The sequence below is a fragment of the Mesorhizobium intechi genome (assembly GCF_002879535.1).
Lineage (GTDB): Bacteria > Pseudomonadota > Alphaproteobacteria > Rhizobiales > Rhizobiaceae > Mesorhizobium > Mesorhizobium intechi.
The window spans coordinates 1-13985 of sequence record NZ_PNOT02000167.1 but is presented as its reverse complement, the minus strand read 5'-3'; the positions used below and the strand labels follow the sequence as shown (position 1 = coordinate 13985).

General features: G+C 58.2%; 13 protein-coding genes and 4 pseudogenes. 8 read left to right on the top strand and 9 right to left on the bottom strand.

From position 1 onward, the window contains the following. The first annotated feature begins 82 nt into the window (after nt 1-82). Together C1D09_RS14040 and C1D09_RS14030 are read left to right on the top strand one after the other, a co-directional pair. Nucleotides 83-538 carry a GNAT family N-acetyltransferase gene (locus tag C1D09_RS14040; RefSeq protein WP_143974884.1) on the top strand — a complete coding sequence of 152 codons (456 nt, stop codon included), beginning with the start codon at nt 83-85 and terminating at the stop codon, nt 536-538. 330 nt (nt 539-868) lie between these two features. Beyond that, nucleotides 869-1837, top strand: a complete 969-nt coding sequence (locus C1D09_RS14030) for an omptin family outer membrane protease (RefSeq protein WP_143974883.1) — start codon at nt 869-871, stop codon at nt 1835-1837. Nucleotides 1838-2432: 595 nt separating this feature from the next. On the opposite strand, the gene C1D09_RS14025 is transcribed toward C1D09_RS14030, so the two are convergent. Genes C1D09_RS14025 through C1D09_RS14010 form a run of 4 tightly spaced genes read right to left on the bottom strand, consistent with a single transcriptional unit; the run spans nt 2433 to nt 4779 of the window. Beyond that, a complete protein-coding gene (locus C1D09_RS14025) occupies nt 2433-3389 on the bottom strand; it encodes an ImmA/IrrE family metallo-endopeptidase (protein WP_143974882.1) in 957 nt (318 codons plus the stop codon). Then, on the bottom strand, nt 3386-3913 hold the full coding sequence (locus tag C1D09_RS14020) for a helix-turn-helix domain-containing protein (protein ID WP_143974881.1): 528 nt from the start codon (nt 3911-3913) through the stop codon (nt 3386-3388). Before C1D09_RS14020 ends, C1D09_RS14025 begins: the two co-directional genes overlap by 4 nt. 15 nt (nt 3914-3928) lie before the next feature. Further along, the gene (locus C1D09_RS14015; RefSeq protein ID WP_143974880.1) at nt 3929-4576 is read right to left on the bottom strand and encodes a hypothetical protein; all 648 of its coding nucleotides are present in this window, start codon (nt 4574-4576) and stop codon (nt 3929-3931) included. Beyond that, complete coding sequence (locus C1D09_RS14010; RefSeq protein ID WP_143974879.1) at nt 4573-4779, bottom strand: ribbon-helix-helix protein, CopG family; 207 nt, start codon at nt 4777-4779, stop codon at nt 4573-4575. The genes C1D09_RS14015 and C1D09_RS14010 overlap by 4 nt, the downstream gene beginning before the upstream one ends. 148 nt (nt 4780-4927) lie before the next feature. Between C1D09_RS14010 and C1D09_RS14005 the strand changes: the two genes are divergently transcribed. The 3 genes from C1D09_RS14005 to C1D09_RS13995 are packed head-to-tail and all read left to right on the top strand — an operon-like array spanning nt 4928 to nt 7150. Continuing rightward, nucleotides 4928-5584 (top strand): multiubiquitin domain-containing protein, encoded by a 657-nt coding sequence (locus C1D09_RS14005; protein WP_246135737.1) that lies wholly within the window; start codon nt 4928-4930, stop codon nt 5582-5584. Then, nucleotides 5559-6749, top strand: a complete 1191-nt coding sequence (locus C1D09_RS14000; RefSeq protein ID WP_143974877.1) for a ThiF family adenylyltransferase — start codon at nt 5559-5561, stop codon at nt 6747-6749. Before C1D09_RS14005 ends, C1D09_RS14000 begins: the two co-directional genes overlap by 26 nt. Further along, complete coding sequence (locus C1D09_RS13995) at nt 6746-7150, top strand: ubiquitination-like system serine protease family protein (RefSeq protein WP_143974876.1); 405 nt, start codon at nt 6746-6748, stop codon at nt 7148-7150. Before C1D09_RS14000 ends, C1D09_RS13995 begins: the two co-directional genes overlap by 4 nt. Here C1D09_RS13995 and C1D09_RS34340 read toward each other — a convergent pair whose 3' ends face one another. After that, the gene (locus tag C1D09_RS34340; protein WP_425463419.1) at nt 7151-7765 is read right to left on the bottom strand and encodes an aldehyde dehydrogenase family protein; all 615 of its coding nucleotides are present in this window, start codon (nt 7763-7765) and stop codon (nt 7151-7153) included. It lies immediately after the preceding gene. Between the two features lie 271 nt (nt 7766-8036). Here C1D09_RS34340 and C1D09_RS13985 point away from each other — a divergent pair. The 3 genes and pseudogenes from C1D09_RS13985 to C1D09_RS13975 form a co-directional block, all read left to right on the top strand. Then, nucleotides 8037-8153 (top strand): annotated as a pseudogene (locus C1D09_RS13985) (transposase); the annotation flags it as partial. 103 nt (nt 8154-8256) lie between these two features. After that, nucleotides 8257-9543: an acyltransferase family protein gene (locus C1D09_RS13980; protein WP_143974875.1), complete on the top strand. Its 1287-nt coding sequence runs from the start codon at nt 8257-8259 to the stop codon at nt 9541-9543. An 80-nt stretch (nt 9544-9623) separates the two neighbouring features. Next, nucleotides 9624-9995, top strand: coding sequence for a hypothetical protein (locus tag C1D09_RS13975; RefSeq protein WP_143974874.1), 372 nt, complete (start codon nt 9624-9626; stop codon nt 9993-9995). A gap of 118 nt (nt 9996-10113) precedes the next feature. On the opposite strand, the pseudogene C1D09_RS13970 reads toward C1D09_RS13975, so the two are convergent. The 4 genes and pseudogenes from C1D09_RS13970 to C1D09_RS13955 form a co-directional block, all read right to left on the bottom strand. Next, nucleotides 10114-11015: pseudogene (locus tag C1D09_RS13970) on the bottom strand (IS630 family transposase). 161 nt (nt 11016-11176) lie between these two features. Then, a complete protein-coding gene (locus C1D09_RS13965) occupies nt 11177-12133 on the bottom strand; it encodes a glycosyltransferase family 10 domain-containing protein (protein WP_143974873.1) in 957 nt (318 codons plus the stop codon). 446 nt (nt 12134-12579) lie between these two features. Further along, nucleotides 12580-12802: pseudogene (locus C1D09_RS34335) on the bottom strand (transposase); the annotation flags it as partial. Between the two features lie 201 nt (nt 12803-13003). Continuing rightward, nucleotides 13004-13604 (bottom strand): annotated as a pseudogene (locus C1D09_RS13955) (aldehyde dehydrogenase family protein); the annotation flags it as partial. Nucleotides 13605-13985: the final 381 nt, after the last annotated feature.

The window sequence follows — 13985 nt, the reverse complement described above, 5'->3', positions numbered from 1 at the left end:
CGTCCGAGTTACTTAAAAGAGTGAGTCGGATCTGCGCGGATAGCAGCATGAATCGGGATTTTGACCACTAGTAGGAGAAAATATGCCTTCCATATCTACGCGCCGCGCCAACGCAACGGACGCAGGGACGGTCGTCCGTTTTATTCACGCGCTGCTCGATGAACTCACTGGCGGGAAAGCGCCCGCGCCCGACGACGTGAGACAAAGCGCGGAGATGATGCTTGCCGACGCTAGTGTGGTCGCAGTGATCGCAAGTGCAGATGACGAGCCGGTCGGCATCATGGTGCTGAATGAATGCACGGCGATCTATGCAGGAGGTAAGTTCGGCTATATTTCGGAGCTGTATGTTCGACCCGAAAAGCGCTCCAAAGGGATTGCCCCTCATCTGCTTGAGGTCGCCTCGCGGGAAGGCCGTGCGCGTGGTTGGAAGCGACTTGAGCTTGCAGCGCCCAGGCAACCAAAATGGAAGCGCACGCTCGATTTCTATCTGCGCAACGGGTTCGAGGAACTCGGCCCTCGGCTCTGTCGGATTATCTAGACTCAAAGTTTGCTATGGGCTGCTCAAAGCAACCTGCACGACCTCAGCGGGTTGAGGTCCGGCGTGGTCGCTGCCTGACGCTGCAATCGTACCAGCATCGTCATCGCAAATGTGTGCCTCAGATAATGCAGGGTTCCCGTCACGCCGGCCGCCCGGAACGCATCGGCAAACCGCCGTCAATCGGGTCACGCTGACGGCATTTCCTTGAGTGTTGAGGAACAGAGCCGAGGGCGGCAATTTCGCCACCTACAGGGGCGCTGCATAGACGACCGCACCCGACTTGCACCCGGTTACGCTGCGTATGGCGGATGATTCCTATGAGGTAGTTATATGAAATTGTACGCGAAAGTCTTTGGTGGAGCGGCAGCGTTGCTCGCTGCCTGGCCGGCGATGGCCAGCGACGCGGTGGCGAGCGAACCGGCGCCCGACAATCCCAATTTCTCTTTCGTTGGCGGCGTCGGCGTCATCGACATCGAGGCCAACGAGCTGGTCTATCAGGCTCCCGGCAGCGGCTCGAAGCTGAGCCACCTTATCTGGGAAAGCACCTCTGCGGTCATTTCAGCCGAGATGACGGCGCGCAGCGAGGCCGGCTGGACCGCCAAGCTTTCCGGCCAGATCGCCTTCAGCGGCAACAGCTACATGGAAGACTATGACTGGATCCCGCCATTCTCGACCAATGATGGCTGGAACGACTGGAGCGACCGTTCGCGCCATTCCGACACCGATCTTGATTACTTCTATTCGGCAACCGTCGCGCTCGGCCACGATTTCCAGTTCAGCGACCAGCTGTTGATCAACGTCAACGGTGCTTTCAAGTACACCTCGGTCAAGTGGACTGCCTATGGCGGCTCCTATGTCTACAGCGTTGCCGGCTTCCGGGATTCGGTTGGCGACTTCCCAGGAGACGCAAAGGCCATCAGCTACCAGCAGAAATTGCCGGTCGCCTTCGCCGGCATCGATGCGACCTATGTCCAGGATCGCTGGAACTTCGGCTTTGCGCTGAAGGGCGGCACGACCTTCTCGGCCGGCGCTACCGATCATCACTGGATGCGTGACCTGCGCTTCGAGGATGATTTCGAATTGGCGCCGGTTCTGATGGTCGGCGGCAGCGTCGGCTACCAGTACAACGAGCGGACCAGCTTCTTCGTCTCCGGTTCCTACGAAAAGGTGTTCACCGCTCGCGGCGACTACAACACCTATGACATTGCGACCGGCGCAGAGACTGGCGGCGAAGACGACTGGATCGGCGGCGATTTTGCCGCGGCGACGGTGATGGTCGGCATCAAGACCTCGTTCTGATTGAATGAACCCGACCGGCCCAAACCGATGTCCGCACGGCGCAGAAATCTGACGCGCCCGCGCGCCTGACTGCGCGTGCCGGGTGCTCGTGAACCGAGCCCGCTTTTTCTTCGCAAGGCTCAGGCGGCCTCGGCCAACCGGCTTCGCCCCCTGGCGCGGGCAGCCTGTCGGCTGCTGTCGGATTCGTGTGGTCGCCCTGACAGCAGTTTCGATCCGTCGGACCGCATCTCGCAGCTGGCCTGCTCCGGCTGCGAGGCGAAGCGGGGAAAACCCGGTTTCCAACGAAGGCAGCGATCCTTACGGGCATCTGTCAGATCCGCCTTTTTCAAAGCCACGGCAGGTAGGTCCTCGAGGGTTTACTGATCGACTCGACCGTTTGGCGGCTGATGGGCCGCTATCTGCAGCGCGTTCAGGCCTCCCGACAAGGCAAAATACGGCTACCGAATCCCACAGCTCTCGACAGTTCGTCCGCTTCAAAGAGCGCAACGATCGACTGAGCGGCTGGAATGCGGGGCATTGCTTTCCGGCAGCCTCGGGCCGCAAGCGGCCGCCTTTGTGCTGTCATCGGGCACTTGAAATAACCGTCTGTTGGTAATCAGGCTGCCCTGTAGCCGACAGGGGAAATGCGTTGGTGTTTCTTCTTGTAGATGCAGTAAGTGAGCAAATCATAGGTATTTGAGAAGCTATGCAACCAGAATATGTGAGGTTCGCCGTTCGCATCATAAAAGATGCTTTCGCCTTCGCCTACCGGACCCCGCTTGCGGCTGGTTGCGTGATCGCAGATCGCGGAATAGGCAACTTCGGTCGTGATTCCGGGAAAGTGCTCAGCAAGCGCCTTCGATCTCGGGAAATAGGCCACGTTGTCATTTCCCGCCTTCTCGCAGATATCTCTGTGATAGGGATGCCGGCTGACAACGCCGAAGGCGGGAAAGTCCGGATCGCGTTCGCAAACCATTTGCCAAAGCGTTGTCGTAAGGGTGTTCCCGTAGCGCTTGCGAAGCTGCTCGATACTCTTCCATTCAAATGAGCAGTCCAACGCTTCGGGACGAAATCTTCCCCCGAGAAACAAGAGATGGCGCCCGCCATAATTGGCTTCCGCCTCCATTGCCTGATGGAATGTCGGGTTCAGCGTGGACTCATTGTCGCCCAGAAGCAAGGAGCGATGCCAAGGCAGAAGGTCATGTGTAATCTCATGTGCGATGAGGAAGCGTCGCTTCAGCTCGGCCACGTCATCATCGATGAAGATGCGCTTGTCGCCTTCCTTCAGCATCAGGATACCACGAAGGCCATATTGCTGGACCACATCGACCATGCGCTTGGCCGTGCTGGTGATCTCGTTGCCAGCGATTCGCGCCCGGTGGGCGATCTCATCCAGTAGGCTCAAATTCGCTTTGCTATAATAGGTAAGGTCAAGCTTTTGCAGCGCGCGTACCTGCTCGAGCCGTAACGGGGGCTCTGGATTGCCGAGATCACGCAGCAGACGTGATATGTGCTCATGGATATCTCGGCGCTCAAAGTCCCCGATTATCGGCTCAATCGCGGACATGGTCATCCATTCTTCTTATCGATTGACGCCAGTACCTTGACGAAATCGTTGAGGTCGCGCCTTTCAGCCTGGCTTAGCTTCGACAGGTCGTCCGAACTCGCGGCAAAACGATGCGCCGCTTCGGTGAGATTGTCGTTCTGCGCAGACGACGCCGCGGTCAGCTGTTCCACAGCACGTGCTGAAACCCCAATGAACTCGGCTAGCTGATGAACGGTACGCGGGCCTGGAACATAGCAGGGATCTTTCTCCACCTTCTCCAATTCCGCCGCATCAACACGAATTTTGGCAGCCAACTGCGCAATACTCAATCCGTCCTTGCGTCGAAGCTGATGCACCAATTTAAACAGCACAACAGTTTTGTGTTCAGAGGCAGCCGAAGGCTGCCCCGCAGTTGCTTGGTGACGAGACCTCTCCTGCATAAGACGCTCAAGCGGAGCTGCATCGCGCAGCGGGAGTCCCGCGTCGCAATCGACATCTGGATCATGTTCGATATGGCTGCGTAGCCAATCGGCAGTGAAATGTAATTTCATGGTCGACTCCTCTTGCTAGTGTTGCACGGATAGGAAAGTCGCAGCATCCCTGCTGGAAAGCTCGAAGTATCTCAGCCCTTTATGCACTCCTTCGCTATCCGCTCCAAGATCCGTCATTCCGATCGCATCCCGGTAGAAAACTTCTGCGCCAGGAAGGGAATGCAGACCGATCCGGCCACCAAACTCTTCTTCCAGGCTCAAGCTGACGGCCGTGCCAACGAGCGCACGCCCCGCACCCTTGTAAGTCGGCTCAGCAACCAGCTTTGGTCGATTCCATGGCGCCGTCGCTAGAAACTCCACGTAGATCAGCGGCAATCGCTGATGCTCGGGATGGCGGCTGAAGCAGTCTTGGCCACCTTTGCGCGTCATCAAGATGGCCTGTGTGCTGCCACCACATTCGAGCACGAAGAAATCAAACAGGAACGGGTCGTTCAGCGCAGCCAGCGCCTTCTTGCCCCATTCCCAATGGGCGTCTTCGGCATTGACCTCCGCTAAAGTCTGAAGAGAGGCCTTGGCTTCCCTGCGACGCAGCTCAAAAAGCGGTCGCCAGCGTCCTTCGATATGAGCGAGATTCGTGCTGTCCAGGCCATGATACAGATCTGCATCTTCGAACCGGCCTGTTGCGCGATTTAAGAGAAAGACGCGGTCGACCAGCTCTTTCATAGAACCATCAGCTCTACTTTTTCTGACTTATCCGCGCTTTCGACAAACACCTTTTCGCCACGCGCCAGTCGATCGTCGACTGATTTGTAGAGCCGCAGCGCCTGGCGAACGAGCGCGGTTTTGGACAACCCTTTTTCTTCACACATGGCATCAAGGACGCTCATTTCCGCGTCCGACAAGTTAAGCGTCATCGTGCGCTTCATAGGCGCCTCCCTAACCAGGATTGTTTATGTAGCTATAAAGTCCATAATTGTCAATCAAAAAATGAGGATAAAATAGCTATTAAGTAGCTAGACATTGGCTAAAAATTGCATATATGTTTTGTGCAGAATGAGAGACAAGGAGGCTTCGATGCCTGACGTGACGAACTTTACATACAAGCTGGATGGTCGCGTGGTGGCTACCAATGACCCCATCATTTCTGGTCGCGAGGTCCGCGCCCTTGGTGGGCTTGATCCGGCCAGCGACTATATTCTCATCCAGATAGCGGACAGGACATCGCGGTCGATCGGCCTTGAGGAAGCGATCGACCTGCGGGAGATGCCCGACTGTGAGTTCCTTTCATTTGCAGGCGACAGGGCCTTTTCTTTCACCATCAACGAGCGTGGCTGGGAGTGGGGGTCGGCGACAATCTCCGCGGCCGACATTTATCGCTACGCCAGCATCGACGAGGATCTCGAGCTGATCCTGGACAGCGCCGGCGATACGGTCATTCCCGCTGACGGCGCGGTGACTCTTGGCGGACAGGGCGTCGAGCGCATCCGCAGCCACGAGGCGAAAACGGTGGTCATCAAGGTCAACGGTCGATCGCGCACGGTACCAAGGAGAAAGCACAGCTATCGCGAGATTGCACTGCTCGCCTACCCCGACGCCAACTTTGAGAAGTTCAAGTACACGATCACGTACCTGAAAGGTGTCCACGGCGCGGAAGGTGATCTGGTGGAGGGCGAGAACATCGAAGTCAAGAACGGGATGGTCTTCAATGTCCGCCGATCTGATAAGTCGTGATCCGCATCTGAAGCGGCTGCTGGACGAGGGGTTTGAGCTCGAGATGCGCGAGCTCGTTCTTCTCCTCGTTCACAGCGTCCCCTACGTGAAGCGCGACAAGTCGCTTGGCCGCGGCACGCTTGTCTGCACTCTGTCGCTGGATACCCAAGGCCTGACCTCAACTCCACAAACCGACCACACCATGTGGTTTACCGGAGAGACGCCTTGCCATCGCGATGGCACGCCGATGACCAATATCATCCACAACAGCAACGAGGCGACGGTCGGATCCGACATCAAGGTCCACCACTATTTCTCGTCGAAGCCAGAAGGAACTGGCCAGTATGCCAACATTTACGACAAGGTTGTCACCTACGAATCGCACCTCGGCGCCGCTGCGCGGTCGCACGACAAGACCGCGAACGCGCGCACAGGCGTCACGTCAGCCAGTGCGGAGGACGATAGCCCCTTCGCGATCCCCGATTCTGCGTCAGCCCGCTATGGAATCGTTGCCGCCAATCGCAAGCTCAGAGGCCGCATCGCGATCATCGGGCTCGGCGGCACCGGTGCCTATCTGCTCGATCTCGCCGCCAAGACCCGCGTTGCTGAAATCCACATCTACGATGACGACCAACTTCTCAACCACAATCTTTTCCGTTCGCCTGGTGCTCCTGAACTGGCGCTGGCGAAGAATTTTCCCCGCAAGGTGGATTATTACGCAGCGCTTTACGCGCGCATGCACAAGGGCGTGAAGCCGCACGCCACCAGGGTCAAGGCTGACAATATTGACGAATTTGCGGGTTATGACTTCGTCTTCGTCTGTGTTGACAAGGGATCGTCGCGGCGCGTGATTGCCGAAGGGCTGGTTCGCCTGGGCATTCCATTCGTCGACACTGGCATTGGTCTTGGACTAGATGACAACACGCTCGACGGTTGCGCACGGGCGACTTTCATTGCCCCCGGCTCGCCGTGGGCGGAGGTGACGACCCATCTGTCGTTCGGCGACGACGATGAAGAGGCCGATGTGTACGGAACCGAGATCCAGACCGCCGAGCTCAATTCGTTGAACGCGATCATGGCGATCATGCGCTGGAAGCGCTGGCTGACCTTCTATCGTGATGAGCGCAACGAAAGGAACGCGACATATATGATCGAGGGCAACAATATCACGAACCGGGGGGCATGATGGCTCGGGTGGATTGTCTTACAACGGTCTTTGTCGAAGACATTCCCGAACAGCTGGAAGACGGGGTTCTTTACGTGTCGCGCCAATGCCACGTTGCGCTCCACAATTGCGCCTGTGGGTGTGGCGAGGAGGTTTCGACCCCGCTCGTTCCAACCGAATATGACCTTGTCATGGAGGACGAGGGCGCCTCGATCTGGCCGTCGATCGGCAACCACGACTTCCCGTGCGGCTCACATTACATCATCAAACGCGGCCGAATCCATTGGGCGGGCAAGATGTCTCGCGAGCAGATCGAAGCCGGCCGCGCCTATGACCGCCTTCTCAAGCGCGGCGCCCAGCCGAAGGGGCTCAGGGCCATCCTCGCATGGATCAAGCGCCTGTGGATCAAGTTCCTCGGCTAATCAGCTGCGGCCGATGGCATCGCCTTTGCAAGCATAGATCGGTTGACGACGCCTTCGGGAAAGCCGGCCTCCGCCGCGAACGCAATCATTGCGCCTGCAACAACAGGCGGCGTCTGTTCGGCAGGTTTGAGGATGACCGCGCAGCCCGCCGCCAGCACCGGCGAGATCTTGCGCGCGACCATCGCGGCCGAGAAAATTCCACGGCGTGATCGTGCCAACAACGCCGGTCGGCTGCTTGACCGCCAGCATGCGCCGGCCCGTCGAGGGCGGGGAGATCGTCTCGCCATAGACGCGATTGGCCTTCGGCGAACCACTGCAGATGCGCAGCCGCGTGAGAGACTTCCGAACTGGCTCGCAAGCGGCTTGCCCATCTCCGCCGTATGATTCAGCAAGGTCGTCGGCATGGTCGATGATCAGCTGATGCCAGCGCCACAGCATGTCGCTGCGCTCCCGGGCGGTCATGGCCGCCCATCCAGCCTGCGCCATATACGCCTTGTCGATCGCTGCGCGCGTCTCCTCGATCCCATGTCGGGACGTTTCCGCCAGCACTTTCGCCAGTGGATGGATCAAGACCTCGAAAATTCGCTCGCCAGGCGGCGTGCCGAGTGGCGGCATGCGGTCGAAGGCGCCGAACAGCTATGCAGATTTCAGGTGCAAGCGGTTGGCACAGAGGCACGCCTCGCGGGGGCACCGGCGTTAAGTCCTGCGAGCTGATAAAACCGCAGCGCAAGGCATGGCGTCCAGGCATCCGGCAAGCGGCAGTCTGCCGGCACTTCATGACGCCCGCGCGCCTGACGGCGCGTGCCGGGTGCTCGGGAACCGAGCCCGCTTTTTCTTCGCCAGGATCAGGCGGCCTCGGCCATCCGGCTTCGCCGCCTCCGATAGCGCCAAGGGCGGACGGCCGCCCTTTGATACGGTGATGATGTTGAAGATCATGGTGCTTCAGGCGCTCTACTGTCTCTCGCACGATCAGGCCGAGTTTCAGATCCAGGACCGGCTGTCGCCGGTGGGCATGGCCCCCATATCCATCCCATGGATGCATTATATCCAAACAATCAAGTTTACCCATCCGTCATGATGCTGCATAGCGCCGTACAGGAAAGCCAATGTCCCGTGTTTTCCAACTCACGTTCACGAGCGTGGCCTTTGTAGGAAGACCAAGTCGAAATCGGCGCATCATAAGGGGCAGAGTATCCATGAACGGAATGGCGGAAGGGCAGGCCGGATCTGGGCGTTTTATTGCTCTAGAGGGGTTGAGGGGGCTGGCTGCAGTTGGCGTCCTCTTGTCTCACGCCCTCTTTGCTGTCGAGCCAGGTATATTCAAAACCATGTACCCGCTGGCGCAAGCAGCGTGGCCAGAAATCGGATGGCCTGCTCAGCTTCTAACTCTCCCCCCATTCAGCATGCTTATCAACGGAAGCTTTGCGGTTTGTGTATTCTTCGTTCTAAGCGGCTTCGTCCTTACCAAGTCTTTTGCTGACACTGGAAATGCGTCGGTGCTTGTATCCAGGGCAATCCGACGGATACCCCGCCTCGGCATTCCAATCGCGGCTTCAATCGTTTTTGCCGGTACCATTTTTGCCATGGGGCTGATGAGAAATCTTGAAGTTGCTCCACTCACGGGCTCGATCTGGCTGACCTGGTATTACCCTAGCTCAATTACGGCCGCGACCATCGCCAAGGAGGCCCTATATGAGTCCTTATTTCTCGGTAAGAACAAACTCAATTCACCACTCTGGACGATGTCCATCGAGCTCGTCGGTTCATACTTAGCCTTCATGTTCGCCTTCGCTGCGAGGTGGTTCACCTTCGCCCTCGTCACAGTTTTTGCCGCGGCTCTCTCTTTTGCGATCCATATAGCTTACCTGCCCTTCGCCTTGTCGTTCGGGGTCGGCGTCCTTCTGACTCGCGTTTCTCCAGCGAAATGGCCTCACAAAGCCAAGATCGCAATCTTACTTGCTGCCATCTATCTTGGCGGCTTCTCAAACGACATCTTGTATGAGCCGATCATCAAACTCTCCCCAATCGACTTTAATCCCCTGAAGGACGCAATGCACTGCGTCGGTGCAACCTTCCTTGTCGCTAGCGTTCTCGCGCTTCCATCGCTTCAGCGAGCCTTCTCGTCATACTTTTTCCCACTCCTGGGTCGATTGTCGTTCTCGGTCTACCTTCTTCATTTCCCTATCCTTTGCTCCCTCGGGTGCTTTGTCTATCTCTGGACTATCCAATGGGGGCATGCCATTGCGGCTAGTAGCACTGTCCTCATTGTACTTGTAACCACCATCATTGCTGCGGTGCCTTTTCAGCGCCTTGTAGACGTGAAGTCCATGGAAATAGCCAAGAGGGTGGACCAATATCTGAGAGGTTTTTTGCGTAAGACTGCGGAGGCGTAGACTGGCGCTGCGCTCAACCATTTGAGCGGGACAAACATAGCTAATCATTCTGACCTCAATAAAACGAAAGGTGCCCTTCCTTGGAAGAATTCGTATCGCGCATCGCCACCAATGTTGGCGTCGACCCGGCTCTCGCAGACAAGGCCGTTGGCATGATGCTGGGTTTCCTGCAACGCGAGGCAGCCGACGGTCCCGCTACGCGCATGATCGAGGCCATTCCCGGAGCTTCGGAATTAGTGGCGAAGCATGATGGTGAGGACGCAGAGGGCGGCAGCGTCCTCGCCGGAGGCGGCGTGGTGGGTTTCGGCCAGCAATTGATGAACGAGGGTCTCAGCCTGGGAAATATCGCCGGCCTTGCTAACGAGACGATCGCCTTGGCCAAGGAACATGCCGGCGACGAACTCGTGGACGAGGTCCTCAATTCCATTCCCGGCCTTCCCCAGTTCGCCTGATCAGCAGCAGCCGGGTGGCGTACGATGTCGTGCGCCCGTCTCGGCCCGTTTGCGCAGCTAGAGCAGATTCGACTTATTCCGGGTCATTGCCGTCTGCCTCGAAATAGTGCCTGCATTCCTAGGCTGTGAAAGCTGCGAGGCAGTTGGCCACGACCGACCAGAGTTCGTCGATGGTTCGGGTTGCAGCCTTTCTCAGGAGAGCCTTGAGCTTCGAGAAAGCCATCTCGATCGGGTTGAAGTCGGGCGAGTATGGCGGCAGGAACAGGAGCCGCGCCAACCTTCTCGATCACCTCGCGTCCGCCGCTGATCTTGTGGGCGGGCAGGTTGTCCATGACCACGATGTCGCCGGGGCGAAGCTCGGGTGCGCGGACCTGCTGCGCATAGGCGAGGAAGCCAGAACCATTCGTAGGGCCGTCGAGCAACATTGGCGCCGCCAAGCCGCCCAGCCGCAGGCCGGCCGTGAATGTGGTGGTCTTCCAATGGCCGTGAGGAACGGCCGCCCGACAATCGTTCGCCGCGCAGGCTGCGGCCACGCAACCGCGCCATCTTTATGGATGCTGCGGTCTCATCGATGAAAATCAGCCTCTCGGGGTCGAGATCGAGCTGGCCATCGAACCAGCTTCTGCGGCGGCGCAGGACATTGGGGCGCTGCTGTTCGGCGGCGTGCGCCGTCTTCTTTTGAAACGTGATGCCGCGCCGGTCGAGGTACAGCCGGACCGTGGACGACGCTGCCCGCACGCCACGCTCGGCGGCAAGGCGCTCCCCGATCTCAGCAAGCGTGATGTCCGGCGCGTCCTCGATGAGACCAAGAATGAAGGCCGCATGCGCATCGAGCTTCGAACGCGACGGCTGGCCCTGCTTGCGCGCTTCCATCTGGCCGGTCTCGTGATAGCGGCGATACCAACTCCCGGCCGTCGAAATACCGATCGGGAAGCGACGCGTCGCCTCCCGCGTCGAAACCCCGCCTTAAGTGGCCGCAATCACGCGCCCACGAAGGTCCGCCCTTAGGCTCCTCGTCATCATCACCTCCTCGCAAATCACCGGGACAGTGAATCAGACAGGACCTATCGGCCGATTCTTGTGTTCATCAAAGATGCTCGAGGCATTCTCCGCCGAGTGTTCCGTACGGACCCTGCCAGACCACCAACCGCCGGGCGCGCAAAGCGAATGAACTTTGGAGTTCATTCGTCTACCCCAAAATCGACTGCAGGCGTACCGATGTGCATAACTTTAGGCGGCAAAGGCTTATCCTGAACGCTTTCGATGAAGCCCGCGAGATAAGCAAATGTATTGTACTTCTCAAGTACCAACCGCTTCGCCTCTCGTATTGCATCGCGACGTTCCTTCCAGAGGTCCGAGTCGATGATTTCTCGGATCTTTTGAATTACGTTCTTGTCCTCTGGGTCAATCAGAACCATTGAGTCCGGCGGAAAGAACCGCGTGATTGCCGGGCTGCCGTAATAGATCGGCATTGTTTCAGCAACGAAGCAGTCCATAAGCTTCTCTGTAAAATAGTAATCAGCGCACGTATTCTCGAAAGCTATACTGTAGCGGTAAGGTGCAAGTGCGTCCCATTTATCTCCAATCAGTTGAAAACCTCGGCCGAACAGGTCGAACTCGAGCTCCCCTCTCAGCCGTTCCAAAAACGCCAGCCGATATCGATGTCCTTTAAGCATGGCGATGTTGCTGGTAATCCATGAGAGCCGACGCGGCTTGTCAACGACTTCGCTGAGCAGAAGTTGGTCATACGTCTTTCTTACAGACCAAGACCGAGTGATAGGTGGAGACAAGACGAATCGACGCCCTGCATTCTGCCGAGCTACCAGCTCTGCGTCAGACGTCAGAACGATGGTATTTTCCCCCTGCCCAAGATGGAGGGCGCGATGCGCTTTCGTCGGCGGTTCGCCGATTGCAAAAATGGTCCTGTTCGGGCTCGCCTCGATATCAACAGGAAGTCCAAAAACAGAAGGAGAGTTAAAGATTATATGCCAATCCGGCGTGAAGGACGTCTTGCGTACAAAAGCGACATTGTTCCAGATTCCACTGCCCTTTGGAGTGAGATGGTGGATTGCGTCTTCCAGACCGCCCCAAGAATCGAGGCATGCAGCAACAATGGGCGCCGGACGTTCCGTCAGCAATTTGGCGCTACACAAAGCAGTTCGACTCCTTCACTTCGGTGGTACCGGCAGTAATTTCTGCACCAGGGCCAGACCTCTCTGCGCCTATTCCCGTCGTGACATGAAGCTAAAACGATCGGAATCGATGGCCAAACGGTCCGCAGGTAAACCCATCGATATCGAAAAGTTTGGGAGAGCTGTACAAAGGCTTGTAAGCCCTCCTCCTCCATCTCAATCGGCTTCCATAATTTAGCTCTGACTATTTTTTGATGCAGTTTGGGAGTTCTGTCCAGAGTCTTCTGCAAATTTGCGATCACGGTCGCCGGTGTTGGCGGGTCAGGCGCGGCGTCTTCAAGTAACTGCGGCCTTGGGCTGCTCCAGCTTGCGCAGCATCTCCTTCTTGTGCTCGGCCAGGCGCTCCATGTTGAGACGCATGGCCTCCAGCCAGTTTTCGTGTGTTTCGACGGCGAGCGCGCGGACGAGCCGCAGGCAGCGCTCGGCGCTGGGAAAGATGCGCACCACATGGGTGCGCCGCTTGATCTCCTGAATGAGCCGCTCCAGGATGTTGGTGCTCTTCAGGCGCTTGTGATGCTGGCGTGGCAGCCGGGTGAAGGTGAGCGTCTCCTCGATGTTGTCCTCCACCCACTGACACAGTTTGGGGCAGCGCGCGTCTCCCACTTGGCCAGCCATTGGGCGAGGTCGCGCCGCACTTTGGAAAATCCAGCGCAGTTCCTGCAGGCAGTCATCATCGATCCATTGGGCCGGCAAGATGTCTCGCGAGCAGATCGAAGCCGGCCCGTGCCTATGACCGCCTTCTCAAGCGCGGCGCCCAGCCGAAGGGGCTCAAGGCCATCGTCGCATGGTTCAAGCGCCTGTGGATCAAGTTCTTCGGCTGATCAGCGTGCGGCCGACGGCATCGCCTTTGCAAGCATGGATCAGGTTGACGACGGTTGCGAAAGCCGGCCGCGCACATTGCGCCTGCAACAAGCGGCGTCTGTTCGGCAGGTTTCAAGATCACGGTGCAGCCCGCCGCCAGAGATCTTGCGCGCCACCATTGAACCCGAGAAAATTCCATAGCGTGATCGTGCCAACAACGCCGATTGGCTGCTTGATCACCGGCATGCCCCGGTCAGTCGAGGGCGGGGGGATCGTCTCGCCATGGATGCGGTTGGCCTCTTTGGCTTACCATTGCAGATATGCCGCCGCATGCGAGACCTCGGACTTTGGCTTCGGCAAGCGGCTTGCCCATCTCAACTGTGAGGATGGCAGCGAGGTCGTCGGCGTGCTCGATGATCAATTGATGCCAGCGCCAGAGCATGTCCCTGCGGTCCCTGGCAGTCAACGCCGCCCATCCAGCCTGCGCCGTATAAGCCTTGTCGATCGCCGTGCGCGTCTCAGCGCCCATGTCGGGTAGCTGCCAACACTTCGCCAGTGGATCGATTAAAGACCCTCGAACTTTCGCGCACCCAACAACGTGCCAAAGCGTCGGCATGCGGTCGATAGCGCCGAACAGGTCGGGGAGTTTCAGATTCGCATCAGCGGCTGGCACGGAGGCATCCCGGCTTTCTCTTCAAAACGGCGGATGTTTTCTATTGGCTGCGTCAGGATGTGTAACCGCACTTCGCATAGGACCTCGAGCGACGGGGCCCTGGCGACCTGCCGACCGCGTTATGGAACAGGAACGACCGTTCCTGGAACGAGAATTCCTGTTCAGGGCCTTTCTCGCCCGCACGCCTGGCGGGGGCACCGAGCGTTGAGCCCTGCCACCTGATACCGCAGCGCAAGGCATGGCATCCACGCATCCGCGGGAAGCGGCAATTTGGCCTAAGCTTTGACGGCGCCCGCGCGCCTGACGGCGCGTGCCGGGTGCTCG